The organism is Spirulina sp. LEGE 11439 (assembly GCF_059821285.1).
This window is the reverse complement of sequence record NZ_JCAMRX010000031.1, coordinates 57,802-70,531: the sequence shown is the minus strand read 5'-3', so window position 1 is coordinate 70,531 and position 12,730 is coordinate 57,802. Positions and strand designations below refer to the sequence as shown.

Here is a 12,730-nt window from a genome sequence, read left to right as displayed (position 1 = left end):
ATAATGCTTTGTAGCTTTTCAATATATTTGTTCTTACAAAACTGACCTGCTCCCATTTTCCTCTCTTAGAAAAATCATTCAATACTTCTGCTAGAACCATTTCACTGGTAACAATAGAGAATGAACCGAGGGATCTTGATAGGTTGACTGCTTTTTGATGTAATTGGTCACGAGGGTTGAGCAAAGCCACCCAATAACCCGTATCTGCAAAAACTCTTTTCAATCTTCCTCTCCAACTTTTTGATAGAAATCAAAATTTTTCGCCAGATCGCTCGGTACTTTTTCCCATTCAGACTCCGGAATTTTTGCGCCGATCTCTACTGCAATTTCCCAAATCGGACGAGCTTCGCGATCGCACTGAATTTCTTCCAGTTGAATGTTTGTATCCGTTGTTAATTGTCGAACTTGTCCGACAATTTTTTCTAATAACCAAAGTTTCTCCTCTAAAGATAAAACTTGAATAGAATTTTCCAGTTCTAATGCTTTGGATGAAATCATAGGAATTATTTTAACTCCTTCAGGACAATAGAGAAATTATATGGTAACAAAATATCACGCGCCTTGCTCTTTAACAATGATAACAACCTCGAATGTAGCGAGTGTAATATCTTCCTTTTGAACTGGCTGAAAGAAAATTTTCAAAAATATGTTGTGGCACTCTACAAAAAGTATAGATGCTACTATTCTTAAATCTGATACGAATTTGTTGAGTCACTGGATCGTAACCCAAAGAACGTATCGCCGATGAACTAACTGAAATCATATCCATTGTCTAACTGTCCTTTAAAAAATGGGGATGGTATTCAACGCCATCCCCACTTTAAGCGCTTATACAGCGATTAAAAACAAACAAAAGTTACTTGATTTCAACTTTTGCGCCAGTTTCTTCCAACTGTTTCTTGATGGCTTCCGCATCATCTTTGGAAACGCCTTCTTTGAGAGCCTTGGGAACGGATTCTACAACCTCTTTGGCTTCCTTGAGACCCAAACCTGTAATCGCGCGAACCACCTTAAGAACAGCAATTTTCTTATCGCCGGGGAATTCTGTGAGAATGACATCGAATTCGGTTTGCTCTTCAACTTCTTCAGCAGCCGCAGCACCACCACCCGCACCGGGGACGGCGGCCATCATCATACCGCCAGCAGGAGCCGCAGCACTTACGCCAAAGGCTTCTTCAATGCCTTTGACCAATTCCGAGGCTTCGAGTAAGGTCAAAGATTTCAGCTTTTCGAGAATTTCATCAGTTGCAGCAGACATGGGTAAACTCCTTAGTAATGAAGATTAATTTGTTAAGTTTTGAGTCCGTTTTGCCGACGGACTTTTTTCTGAGCAGAATTGGCTTAAGCCGCATCTCCTTCTTTTTGAGACACCGCTTGCACGGCGCGACCCAAAGAAGACGGTACCTCGTTGATACCTCGTGCCAAAGAAGACGGCACCTCGTTGATACTCCGCGCCAATTTGGTCGGAATAGAATTGAGGGCTCCGGCAATTTGAGCCATGAGTTCTTCCTTCGATGGCAGATCCGCGATCGCCTTGACTTGTTCTTCATTCAGAGCGCGTCCCTGCATGACACCGCCGCGAAATTCGCTTTTTTTGGCGGCTTTTTTAAAGTCTTGGTAGGCGCGGACGGCACCGCCGATATCGTCTTTGACGAGTAAAAACGCATTGGTACCGGACAGAAACTCTGTCATCGGTTTCCATTCCTCGTTTTCCTCTACCGCGATCCGCATTAAGGTGTTTTTCGTCACCTTGCACACGGCTCCTGTCGGACGCAAGCGATCGCGTAAGTCGGTAATTTCGGCAACGGTTAACCCTTGGAAATCAACGACGACGGCCAATTGCGACTCGCTTAAAAGCCCTTTGATATCGGCAATGACAGTTTCTTTATTCGCTCGGGTTCTCCCCATTCAGTCTCACCTCCTTTGTTCTTGCAAAAGCAAACTTCAAAATTAAACCCCGCCTCTACTGCCGAGGTCGGGGTCTAAATGCGGGCAAGAATTAAGAAAAATGCTGATTCTTCTTGGTTTTCCTTCCCATCATGTAGCTGGCCTCGGCAGGACATCAATTAAGCCTTGTAGCTCCTGCTGTCTCGGGTTTGCGTTTGATGAAGTTTTTTGGTAAATTTCTCTCAATTTCGGGTAGGCATGACCTACTCTAGCATCAAGCAGCATCTAATTTTAAATCTCGCAGGCCATTAATGTCTACTTGAATGGAAGGTCCCATCGAAGCAGAAACGAAAATACTGCGCCAGTAACGCCCCTTTGCACCGGAAGGACGATGGCGATCGATTGTTTCCTGTAAGGTTTTCAAATTCGCTAACAAATCCTCGGGGGCAAATGATGCCTTGCCAAACATAACATGAACGATCCCCGTGCGATCGGCGCGAAATTCAATTTTTCCTGCTTTAAATTCCGCGATCGCTCCCCCTAAATCCGTGGTCACGGTTCCGGCTTTCGGGGAAGGCATCAAGCCTCTGGGTCCTAACATTCGTCCTAATTTAGCCACCTCGCGCATCATATCCGGCGTGGCGATGAGTTTATCAAAATCCATCATTCCTTTTTGGATTTCTTCGATCAACTCCTCAGATCCGGCGATATCGGCACCGGCTTCCGTTGCTTCCGTTACTTTTTCCCCCCGCGCAATGACGGCAACCCGGACGGTTTGTCCGGTGCCTTTGGGGAAACTCACTGTCGTCCGCAATTGCTGATCCGTATATTTAGGGTCGATCCCCAAACGGATGTGTGCCTCGGCAGTTTCATCAAACTTAGCTGTTGCGGTTTCTTTTAACAGCGCCATCGCTGCTAACGGTTCGTAAACTTTGTCTTCGACTTTCGCGATCGCTGCTTTCAAGCGACGAGACATCTTGTTTGTCATGGTTTAACTCCTTGGGTTCTCACGAAGCGATCGCCTCTCCCCAATATAATTTTGATGATAATTTGGGATTGAAGCGGCAAAATTTGGGCAGATTAATCAGTAATACTGACCCCCATATTTTTCGCCGTTCCCGCCACAATTTTCATGGCTGCCTCAACATCATTGGCATTGAGATCGGGCATTTTAATTTCCGCAATTTTTTGCAGTTGTTCGCGAGTAATAGAACCGACATTTTCCTTGTTGGGTTGACTCGCACCTTTTTCAATGCCAGCTTCTTTTTTAATCAAAACCGAAGCTGGAGGCGTTTTGAGAATAAAGGTAAAACTGCGGTCTTCATAAACAGAGATTTCAACCGGAATGATCATCCCAGCCTTATCCGCAGTTTTGGCATTATATTCTTTACAAAATGCCATAATATTGACCCCATGTTGACCCAAAGCGGGACCCACGGGTGGAGTCGCGGCAGCTTTTCCGGCGGGAAGTGCCAATTTAACCAATGCAACTACTTTTTTTGCCATTTTAGCTTTGTTTTTCGACCTGAGTGAATTCCAATTCTACAGGAGTATCCCGTCCAAAAATTGAGAGAAGTGCTTTGAGTTTGCTCCGTTCTGGACTAACTTCAATGACTTCCCCTTCAAAGTCTTTAAACGGACCTGACAGAACCATTATTTTATCACCCACTGCCATATCAATTTTGACAACGGGTTCTTGTTCTTGCGTCTGTCTGAAAATGCGTTCGACTTCTGAAGGACTGAGGGGAACGGGTTTAACGTGTCCTCGTCCTCTTCCGTAAGGACGCTGTTTTTCTGCCCCGACAAAATTAATCACATTTGGTGTATTTTTGACGGCACGCCATGCTTCGTCATCTAAAATCATTTTGACGAGAACATAGCCCGGAAAAACTTTTTCTTCCCCATGAATTCGCGAGCCATCTTTACGAACTTTAACGGTTGGCGTTTGGGGAATTTGAATTTGCAAGATGCGATCGGCCACATCTAAAGTATGGATTCGTTGTTCTAAGTTGGTTTTCACCCGCTTTTCACAACCTGAAGCCACTTGAACGGCATACCAACGGGCATTTTTTGCGGTCGCAAAACTTTCTACCTCGGCGGGTTGAAAGTCTTCATTTGCATCTTCGAGATTTGTGTCTTCGAGATTGTCTCGCGTCACATTCATTAGAACACCTTGCCACTTAACCAAACAAATAAATTATCAACAAAATAAATTGTAGTCGCAACCAACGTTACCATTAAGACGACAGCCGCCGATTCGCTAATTAATTGTTGCCGTGACGGCCAGACAACTTTAGATAATTCCTCTTTTGATTCTTGGAAAAATTTAACGGCGTTAAATCCTCCATTCGTTTTTTTGGGTTCTGTTGAGGATTCTTTGCCCTTCTCGAGAGAAGGAGTGTCTTTTACATTTTTGCGATCGCCAGATGGATTTTGATTGGTCTTTTGAGCGCTATTTTGCGGTCTATTTTTTTTGTTGCCGGTGTCCTTTTTCGACGGTTTTTTCTTGGCCACAGTTGATTTTCTCCACTGATTTTGTCCACAGTTCGCGTAACGAATTTTTCTACCAGTCTAACAAACTGACCAGAAAAAATAGGAAATATCAATCGGGAAGAGAATCTGCGCTTTATGTGGTTAACGCGCCCTGGAGGACTTGAACCCCCGACATCAGGTTTTGGAGACCTGCGTTCTACCAACTGAACTAAGAGCGCTTGACAATCTTCAATATTAGCATTTTTCGGCTAACGAGAAGAATTCATTAGTTCAGTATAACGTAAAATGGGGAGTCTGCGCCAGTCTTTTTCCCAAAATTCTTCCCCAATTAGTCGAGGGAGCGATCGAAACGTTGTTTGATGCGGGTGGCTTTACCAATGCGATCGCGCAAATAATATAATTTAGCGCGTCGGACTTTACCCCGTCGCAGGATTTTAATATTCGTGACTCTAGGGGAATGAATCAAGAAAACCCGTTCGACACCAACCCCTTGAAAAATTTTCCGCACGGTGATGGTTTCGCTAATGCCGCCATTGCGCTTGGCAATGACCGTCCCTTCATAGGGTTGTACCCGTTCTTTGCCGCCTTCTTGGATTTTAACGCCAACGCGAATCAAATCCCCCACGTGAATTGTGGGTAAGTTGTCCTTGATATATTCACTCTCAATCGAGCGAATAATTTCTTCCGCTTTCATAGCCTTTAGCCCAAAAACTCACAGTCTTCTATCATACCGTGGAAGGATCGGTTTTGGGAAAGGGTTGAGAAAAATACTCGCGAAGGGCATTTAAAATAGCTGTCCCATCCATAATTCCTCTTTGCTACCCGAATTATTTCTAAGATGGTGTATTTTCCCAATTCCTGAAGGTTTTGAATTGAAAACCGCATCAATTGTTAAAAAAGCAGATGGTTATTATGTCTGTTTGACTGCATTAAAATGGCTATCGGGATCGATGTGGGATTGATGTGGGTCTGAAGGAATTCTTAACCACATAGCCGTTCGCATTCAGCTATTAGCTATAAAATTGTGACCTTGACAATGTAAGACTTAACAAGGTCAAGGTGGTTGCTGCAATATGATTGATAAGAGCTATCCTAGAAAGGGTACCTAATCGCAATAAAGGACCAGGCAACCACCAACCGAGGAAGTAAAATATTGTCACAATAAGAGCTATATTCCATGTTTGGCTGTGCATGTCTTGAGGAGAAATAAAAAAGGTCATGTAAACAAGAGCCACAACAACGCCAACACTAAGGGACCCACCACGAAAAGCGTGGTAATTCGTGTGTTTGGGTCCTGATGGTAAGTTTGGTGCCTCAAAAAGAGGATTTACAGAAAAACCAAACGTATAACAAATACTTAGCCCAAGAAAAGGTAGTGCTGCTACTAATAAAATTCTAGCTCACTCCATAATTATATTGCCTGCCTTATTGTTGGTACACTATATGTAAGTTGATAGCGATGCTCATTGTACAACAATTTTGTAATTTCAAAAAACTGATGTTTTTTCTAATCAGAGTTCGCCTAACAAATAGCTGCACTGGACTTGCTATGCTCGCGCGGTGAGCTAGGCGTTAGATTCCACTATTATAATGTATAGCTCTCACTCGATATTTCATCATGTCTGATATTTCTGGCTATCGATACACACATACAGTATGCAGCTGTGCACATGAATATCTGTTGCCCACAATAAGAGAAGTTCTTCAAGAAATCGAGATATTACCGAGGAAAGCATTTGACCTCGGCTGCGGTAATGGCTCGGTTGCCAACTGGCTTACATCCCAGGGATATCAAGTTACTGGGGTTGACCCTTCTGAGACTGGAATTGCAGAAGCGAATCATGCCTTCCCTGAACTTACCTTGAAGGTCGGATCTGCATACGATCCACTTCATGAAATTTTTAGTTCTTTCCCACTATTAATTAGCTTAGAGGTTGTTGAACATGTTTATGCACCTCGTAAGTACGCTCGATGTGTTTCCGATCTGTTGACTCCCGGTGGTTATGCACTAATTTCTACACCTTATCACGGTTATATAAAAAACCTTGCCTTGGCTGTTACTGGAAAAATGGATGCTCACTATACTGCGCTGTGGGATCATGGCCATATCAAGTTCTGGTCACCACAGACAATTACACAATTATTATCCGAAGCAAGATTGAATGTTCATCGTATAATTCGTATTGGCCGAATACCGCAGCTTGCAAAGTCAATGTTGGTTGTTGCTCAAAAGAGCAGATAGCCTTTTGAAACAACGAGCGATTGGACTTACAGCATGTAATGCTTTAGTTATCCCTGTGCTGTCTAACTCATGGATGCACTCGGATGCTCGACATTGCAATAATGAGGAAGCGGTTAAACGCGGCTTCTGATTAATCTCTTCATTCGCCAAAATGTCTGATACAAATAAACTAGAATCCTGCGTAGAAAATCTCGGACTGGAAAAAATTCAACGACATCTGTTCCTTTGTGCGGATCAGACTAAGCCAAAATGCTGCCCCAAAGAAGTTGGCTTGGAATCGTGGAATTATCTCAAGCAACGCTTGCGGGAATTGGGACTAGACGAACCGGGAGGCGATCGCGAAACCTGTATTTTCCGCACGAAAACGAATTGCCTGCGAGTTTGCAGCGAAGGACCGATTTTACTGGTTTATCCCGATGGTATCTGGTATCGCAATGTCACCCCAGAAGTGGTCGAACGCATTATTCAGGAGCATTTAATCAGCGATCGCCCCGTCGAAGAGTATATTTTTTGTCAACATCCCCTCTCTGTAAATCCAACAGTTAAACCTTCTGAAGATTCGGGGGAAACACCAATTCTTGAGAGATAATATAGATTAAAAAGAATACAGCTTGCTGAATTTGTGGCGATAGGAGAAGAATCAGACCATGAAAGACACCTCCCAAAAAGAGACCAAAAAGTTATTACTCGTAGATGACGATCCGAATTTAATTCTTTTAGTTAAGGACTATCTTGAATGGAAAGGATATGAAGTCATTGCCGCCGAAAATGGTCGTGAAGCCCTAGAAATTCTGGAAACACAAGTTCCCGATATGATCGTCTGCGATGTCATGATGCCAGAAATGGACGGTTATACGTTCGTGGAAAAAATAAAAGATAATCCTAAGCTGAATTGGATTCCTTTCCTCTTTCTCTCTGCCAAAGGACAAAGTTCCGATCGCGTCAAAGGCTTGAGTAAAGGGGCTGATGTTTACATGGTCAAACCTTTTGAGCCGGAAGAATTGGTGGCTCAGGTAAAATCATCTCTCTCTCAAGTCGAACGCCTCCGAGATAGCTCGGATAAAAGAGGAGATATGGCGATCGCCATACACGTTCCCGAAGGAGTCGAACTGACCGATCGCGAAATGAATGTTGTTCAATTAGTGGCTCAAGGCATGAAAAATAAAGATATTGCCGACCAGCTTAACGTCAGTCAGCGAACTGTTGAGAGTCATGTTTCCAATATGCTGCACAAAACCCAACTCAAAAATCGCACTGAATTGGCACGATGGGCAATGGAAAGCAATCAAGCCTGAACAGTTATCAGTTATCAGTATCAGTCCTTCACTGTTCGCTGTTCACTGAATTGGGTGTTGTCCGTAGAAAGGAAGTGCTTGAGACCAATGGGGGCGATCGCCTTGTTGCCATGCGATCGCGGCCAATTCTAAAATACTGCTGACGGTTTCTCCCAACTCTGGCGGAACGGGCAGGATGCTTGAAGGTTTTTCTAAATCTTGAAGTTTTTCTTGCCATTGTTCCGGTGTCATGACAGTATCGGGCAAAATAGTCTCGAGACCGTTTTGATTTGAGGCGACCCGATACACTGCTCCAAAAATTGCGTCGCGTTTGGCAGGATATTCAACAGCAATGCGATCGCCTGCCGAAAAAGACTCCTTTTGCGACCAAGCAAACCCAGCCAGAGAAGAAATGGCAAATAATGGGAGATCGAGTTGTTGGGCAAGAGTTCTCGCCGTTACTAACCCAATACGCGTACTGGTAAAACTGCCCGGTCCTTTGGCCACAGTTAAAAAAGCCAAATTTTTCCATGTTTGAGGTTGGATAAAGTCTGCGAGATAAGAATGTAAATGGGTCGATAACTCCCGTCCCACGTTCCAAACGCGATCGCGAGAGTCCCCCGCAAAATTATCCATCGCCAGCCCGAGTTGGGAACTGCTGGTATGCAAGGCGAGAGCGTAGGTTTGAGGAGAATTGAAAGGCATCAAAGCGTCAAGAATAATGAACAGAGAATAACGAATAACCAATAACTAACAACCAATAACTAAATAACTGATAAAATATCGCCTATCTCAAAGTTTAAAGGGAATTGGCAATCAATTACAGACAAACGCGATCGCCGAGCATCTTCTCGTCCATCCCCCCATTATTCTCATGGCTTTTGCCGATTGAGGCAAACATTAGCGATCGCGCCCCAAAATATCAATTATCAATAAGGAGAACGTTTTGGTCGCAACTACATCTTTGAATACCAGCAAATCTGAAGAAATTTTTACCGCCGCCCAGAAATTGATGCCCGGGGGAGTCAATTCTCCCGTGAGAGCTTTTAAATCCGTAGGCGGACAACCCATCGTTTTCGATCGCGTCAACGGCTCTCATGTTTGGGATGTCGATGGCAACCCATATATTGATTATGTCGGCACTTGGGGACCCGCCATTTGTGGTCATGCCCACCCAGAAGTCATCGCAGCCCTCCAAAAAGCCCTCGAAAAAGGCACCAGTTTCGGCGCACCCTGTTTGCTAGAAAATACCCTTGCAGAAATGGTCATCGATGCCGTTCCCTGCATTGATATCGTGCGTTTTGTCAACTCCGGGACAGAAGCCTGTATGTCTGTACTGCGCTTAATGCGAGCTTTTACCGGACGCAATAAAATTATTAAATTTGAAGGCTGCTATCACGGTCACGCCGATATGTTCTTGGTAAAAGCCGGATCGGGAGTGGCCACATTGGGTTTACCCGACTCCCCGGGGGTTCCCAAAACAACAGCAAGCGATACCCTCAACGCCCCCTACAACGATTTAGAAGCCGTTAAAAAGCTATTTGCCGAAAACCCCGAGGACATCGCCGGAGTCATTCTCGAACCCGTCGTGGGTAATTCTGGCTTCATTCCCCCCGATGCCGGATTTTTAGAAGGGTTGCGGGTTATCACCCAAGAAAATGACGCGTTATTGGTCTTTGACGAAGTCATGACAGGATTTCGCATCGCCTACGGAGGCGCACAGGAAAAATTCGGTGTCACTCCCGATCTGACTACGTTAGGGAAGGTCATTGGCGGTGGTTTACCGGTCGGAGCCTATGGCGGTCGCAAGGATATTATGGCCATGGTGGCTCCCGCCGGTCCCATGTATCAAGCGGGAACTCTTTCGGGAAATCCTTTGGCCATGACGGCGGGGATCGAAACTTTGAAATTACTGCAAAAACCCGGCAGTTACGAACATCTCGATCGCGTGACAAAACAGTTAATTACGGGCTTGCAAGCAGTGGCGCAAGAGACAGGTCACAAGACTTATGGCGGTCATATTAGTGGCATGTTTGGTCTCTTTTTCTCGGCAGATCCCGTTCACAACTATGATGATGCCAAAAAGTCGGATTTAGCCAAGTTTGCTCGCTATCATCGCGGCATGTTAGAACAGGGTGTTTATCTGGCTCCTTCTCAATTTGAAGCTGGTTTTACGTCTTTGGCTCATACCGATCGGGACATCGAGAAAACGTTAGAAGCTGCCAGAACAGTGATGGCTAGTTTGTAATACAAAGAGAGTCGATCGCTTCTCCCGATCGACTCTCGAATTATCTGACTGTATATATGATTTATTAAAGATGGTGAATACCAACATTTCCCCATTTTTTATTGAGATATTCAGCAACAAGACGGCGATGACAATAATGAGGTTTAGCTTCGCTGCACAATAAACAACTCTCATGCAGTAATTCTGGAGAAATTTTTTTCTCAATTTTTCGTTCTTCCATGAGATTTAAAAAGTTTTTTTCGTAAGTTTCCCAATCTTCTTTTTTCTTTTTATAGGGATCGAGAATATTTTTGGTTGGTGCGAGATCTAAGAGATGAAAATATTCAATATTACCAATAATATTCAAAAAATATTCTAAGTCTTTTCGTTTGGTAAATCCTGCTAATTGTGAAACATTATTTAATCGAGTATCGATAACGCGTTTAACTCCCGATCGCATTAATAACTCAAAAAATTCTCGGGCGCTTTTTTTTGTAAAACCAATGGTAAATAGCTCTGTCATTTTTCTGATATCATTTTTCTTGTTTCTCGACAAAAGCAATGCGATCGCTTTGTAATTGATAGGCTTGTAATAAACAATCCTCGCGAGACGGTGGGACTTCAATCAGACTGAATAAAGATAACTGCTCAAACTGCTGTTCGGCAGCTTTAAAACCATGCAAGATTAATAGACGCTCCTCGACACTTTCTTGAGATTCGAGTTCTCCATTGCTCAAGATATGATTAATAATTATATCATAATCTCGTAATTTTCGACACACCAAAATTGTTCTATGACAAGTTAAAGGATCCTTTTCTGCACACATTAAAGCAATTTTATAAGATTTTAGTCCTTTGAGCAGTCGTTGAATTCCTTCTTGAAATAAAGGCGTTGCTGCAATGCGATCGTGAAGGGCTTTTCCGCGAACATAACAGCTTAAATCTGTCGGTCTCGCTCCCAATCCTCGACCGAGGAAAACATAGCGCATACCGGCGCTTTCTACTGCATCTTGTAATGGTTTTTTATTAAAATGAGGTAAATAACGGCTGTAAGGATGCGATCGCACATCTGCCAAAGCAGTTATCTCGTATTTCTGCAAAAGTGCGAGAAAAACTTCAAGACTTAAATTAGAATGACCGATGGTAAACAAAGATTGACTCATGACTTAACATTGCTCATTGCAGCAATCTATTCGGCTGAATTTTCATTATAACTCAACTCTTCTAAATCTATCGAATTGACTTCAGATTTGGGTAGAAAAACACCTTTTAAATCAGCACCTTTTAAAGTAGCTCCTTGTAAATTTGCTGCCCGTAAATTGACCCGAAAAAGAACAGCTTCGCTCAAGTCTGCATTGGTTAAATTCACATCTTCCCAATCGACGCTCATGAGTTCTGTTTTTCGTAAATTCACCCCATCCAAATTTGTTCCACGAAGATAAGAGCGTGTCAGATCGCTACCGCGCAGATCGGCAAAACTGAGATTACAATCACACAATTTTGCTCCAGTTAAATCGGCACCCCGCAGATCGGCTCCTTGTAAACAAACACCTTGTAATTCTATGCGAGTCAAATCTGCGCCCCGCAGATCGGCTAACGTTAAATCAGATATTTGTATGAGGGTACCCGTCAGATCGGTTTTCCTTAAATCTGCTCTCGTTAAATTAACATTTTTCAATTTTGCCTTCCGCAAAATAGCCCTTCCTAAATCGACATGGCTGAAGTTAACCTGATTTAAAATAGCCCCGCCAAGATCGACACCTACTAGATCGGCTTCTTGCAGATCGACTCCTGTTAAAACAATCTCTTTCAATGAAACATGAGGGGCAATTAAATAAGCTCCTAATTCCGCAAGGTCAATATTATCAGAATAAATAGTTTGATGATTATAAACTGCCTTATTCAACAGCGCTCCGTTTAAATTGGTATTGGTCAAATCTGCACCACTTAAATTTGCACCGCTTAAATTTGCACCGTTTAAATTTGCACCGATCAAAAAGGAACGAATTAAATTAGTTCGCCGCAAATCCGCATTTTTTAGATCGGCATTGTTCAAATTGACACAACTTAAATTGAGTCCTTGTAAAGAAACTCCTGGTGCTAATAAATATCCTCCTAGTTTTTGCAGGTTGACATCTTCAGGAAAGATTGTCCGATTGCTATAAAGAGACCCGGTTAAATCCACTTTTTTAAATTGTATGCCTCGTAGATCCGCACCGCTTAAATTTGCACCCACTAAATTTGCCTGTTCTAAATTTGCACCCACTAAATTCGCACCCACCAGATTAGCAGCAGAGAGATTGGCTCGAATCAACTCAGTTCCGATTAGGCTTGTTTCGCTCAGATTTGCTTCTCTTAAGTTGGCATCTATTAAGTTGGCTAAATTCAAAACGGCGCGGGTTAAAATGGCACGGGTCAAGTTGGCCTGCTGGAGATTTGCCTCAATTAAATCTGCATAGCTGAGGATAGCTTCACTCAGATCTGTTTTCGTTAAATTTGCACCGCGAATATTAGCTCCCTTTAAATCTGCTCCCGTTAAATTTTTGCCGCTAAGATTTTGATGTCTTAAGTCTAAACGGTTGAGAAAATCACCAGTGTTCATGCGAT

17 protein-coding genes, 1 tRNA gene, 1 pseudogene and 1 other annotated feature are annotated in these 12,730 nt (G+C 43.3%); of the genes and pseudogenes, 4 read left to right on the top strand and 15 right to left on the bottom strand.

The window, feature by feature from the left end; translation table 11 throughout:
- From AC6RV6_RS19280 to rplS, 11 genes and pseudogenes are all read right to left on the bottom strand, one after another.
- A partial coding sequence (locus AC6RV6_RS19280) for a type II toxin-antitoxin system VapC family toxin (protein WP_500242501.1) occupies positions 1–223 on the bottom strand: 223 nt, incomplete at its 3' end.
- Positions 220–498 carry a hypothetical protein gene (locus AC6RV6_RS19275; RefSeq protein ID WP_500242500.1) on the bottom strand — a complete coding sequence of 93 codons (279 nt, stop codon included), beginning with the start codon at positions 496–498 and terminating at the stop codon, positions 220–222. The genes AC6RV6_RS19280 and AC6RV6_RS19275, both read right to left, overlap by 4 nt.
- Positions 499–568: 70 nt before the next feature.
- A complete protein-coding gene (locus AC6RV6_RS19270; protein WP_500242505.1) occupies positions 569–763 on the bottom strand; it encodes a KTSC domain-containing protein in 195 nt (64 codons plus the stop codon).
- A 93-nt stretch (positions 764–856) separates the two neighbouring features.
- Entirely contained in the window at positions 857–1,258 is a 402-nt protein-coding gene (gene rplL, locus AC6RV6_RS19265; RefSeq protein ID WP_500242499.1) for a 50S ribosomal protein L7/L12, read from the bottom strand.
- Positions 1,259–1,341: 83 nt separating this feature from the next.
- On the bottom strand, positions 1,342–1,908 hold the full coding sequence (gene rplJ / locus AC6RV6_RS19260) for a 50S ribosomal protein L10 (protein ID WP_500242498.1): 567 nt from the start codon (positions 1,906–1,908) through the stop codon (positions 1,342–1,344).
- A 32-nt stretch (positions 1,909–1,940) separates the two neighbouring features.
- Positions 1,941–2,113, bottom strand: a sequence feature (ribosomal protein L10 leader region).
- Positions 2,114–2,161: 48 nt separating this feature from the next.
- Positions 2,162–2,875, bottom strand: a complete 714-nt coding sequence (gene rplA / locus AC6RV6_RS19255; RefSeq protein WP_500242497.1) for a 50S ribosomal protein L1 — start codon at positions 2,873–2,875, stop codon at positions 2,162–2,164.
- Between the two features lie 92 nt (positions 2,876–2,967).
- Positions 2,968–3,393 carry a 50S ribosomal protein L11 gene (gene rplK / locus AC6RV6_RS19250; protein WP_500242496.1) on the bottom strand — a complete coding sequence of 142 codons (426 nt, stop codon included), beginning with the start codon at positions 3,391–3,393 and terminating at the stop codon, positions 2,968–2,970.
- Between the two features lies 1 nt (position 3,394).
- The gene (gene nusG / locus AC6RV6_RS19245; protein WP_500242495.1) at positions 3,395–4,051 is read right to left on the bottom strand and encodes a transcription termination/antitermination protein NusG; all 657 of its coding nucleotides are present in this window, start codon (positions 4,049–4,051) and stop codon (positions 3,395–3,397) included.
- Positions 4,051–4,251: pseudogene (secE, locus tag AC6RV6_RS19240) on the bottom strand (preprotein translocase subunit SecE); the annotation flags it as partial. The pseudogene secE and the gene nusG, both read right to left, overlap by 1 nt.
- Before the next feature lie 274 nt (positions 4,252–4,525).
- Positions 4,526–4,598 (bottom strand) — tRNA-Trp (locus AC6RV6_RS19235).
- Positions 4,599–4,708: 110 nt separating this feature from the next.
- A complete protein-coding gene (gene rplS, locus AC6RV6_RS19230) occupies positions 4,709–5,074 on the bottom strand; it encodes a 50S ribosomal protein L19 (RefSeq protein WP_500242494.1) in 366 nt (121 codons plus the stop codon).
- 924 nt (positions 5,075–5,998) lie between these two features.
- Here rplS and AC6RV6_RS19225 point away from each other — a divergent pair.
- The 3 genes from AC6RV6_RS19225 to AC6RV6_RS19215 all read left to right on the top strand — a co-directional run bounded on the left by AC6RV6_RS19225 (position 5,999) and on the right by AC6RV6_RS19215 (position 7,917).
- The gene (locus tag AC6RV6_RS19225; protein ID WP_500242493.1) at positions 5,999–6,622 is read left to right on the top strand and encodes a class I SAM-dependent methyltransferase; all 624 of its coding nucleotides are present in this window, start codon (positions 5,999–6,001) and stop codon (positions 6,620–6,622) included.
- Between the two features lie 151 nt (positions 6,623–6,773).
- Positions 6,774–7,211 carry a (2Fe-2S) ferredoxin domain-containing protein gene (locus AC6RV6_RS19220; protein WP_500242492.1) on the top strand — a complete coding sequence of 146 codons (438 nt, stop codon included), beginning with the start codon at positions 6,774–6,776 and terminating at the stop codon, positions 7,209–7,211.
- A gap of 58 nt (positions 7,212–7,269) precedes the next feature.
- The gene (locus AC6RV6_RS19215; RefSeq protein ID WP_500242491.1) at positions 7,270–7,917 is read left to right on the top strand and encodes a response regulator transcription factor; all 648 of its coding nucleotides are present in this window, start codon (positions 7,270–7,272) and stop codon (positions 7,915–7,917) included.
- 42 nt (positions 7,918–7,959) lie between these two features.
- On the opposite strand, the gene tsaB is transcribed toward AC6RV6_RS19215, so the two are convergent.
- On the bottom strand, positions 7,960–8,601 hold the full coding sequence (tsaB, locus tag AC6RV6_RS19210; RefSeq protein WP_500242504.1) for a tRNA (adenosine(37)-N6)-threonylcarbamoyltransferase complex dimerization subunit type 1 TsaB: 642 nt from the start codon (positions 8,599–8,601) through the stop codon (positions 7,960–7,962).
- Positions 8,602–8,842: 241 nt separating this feature from the next.
- On the opposite strand from tsaB, the gene hemL reads away from it, so the two are divergent.
- The gene (gene hemL / locus AC6RV6_RS19205; RefSeq protein ID WP_500242490.1) at positions 8,843–10,144 is read left to right on the top strand and encodes a glutamate-1-semialdehyde 2,1-aminomutase; all 1,302 of its coding nucleotides are present in this window, start codon (positions 8,843–8,845) and stop codon (positions 10,142–10,144) included.
- 64 nt (positions 10,145–10,208) lie between these two features.
- Here hemL and AC6RV6_RS19200 read toward each other — a convergent pair whose 3' ends face one another.
- Genes AC6RV6_RS19200 through AC6RV6_RS19190 form a run of 3 tightly spaced genes read right to left on the bottom strand, consistent with a single transcriptional unit; the run spans position 10,209 to position 12,725 of the window.
- Positions 10,209–10,646: a DUF488 domain-containing protein gene (locus AC6RV6_RS19200; protein ID WP_500242489.1), complete on the bottom strand. Its 438-nt coding sequence runs from the start codon at positions 10,644–10,646 to the stop codon at positions 10,209–10,211.
- 10 nt (positions 10,647–10,656) lie between these two features.
- A complete protein-coding gene (locus AC6RV6_RS19195; RefSeq protein ID WP_500242488.1) occupies positions 10,657–11,286 on the bottom strand; it encodes a DUF488 domain-containing protein in 630 nt (209 codons plus the stop codon).
- 26 nt (positions 11,287–11,312) lie between these two features.
- Positions 11,313–12,725 carry a pentapeptide repeat-containing protein gene (locus tag AC6RV6_RS19190; RefSeq protein ID WP_500242487.1) on the bottom strand — a complete coding sequence of 471 codons (1,413 nt, stop codon included), beginning with the start codon at positions 12,723–12,725 and terminating at the stop codon, positions 11,313–11,315.
- Positions 12,726–12,730: the final 5 nt, after the last annotated feature.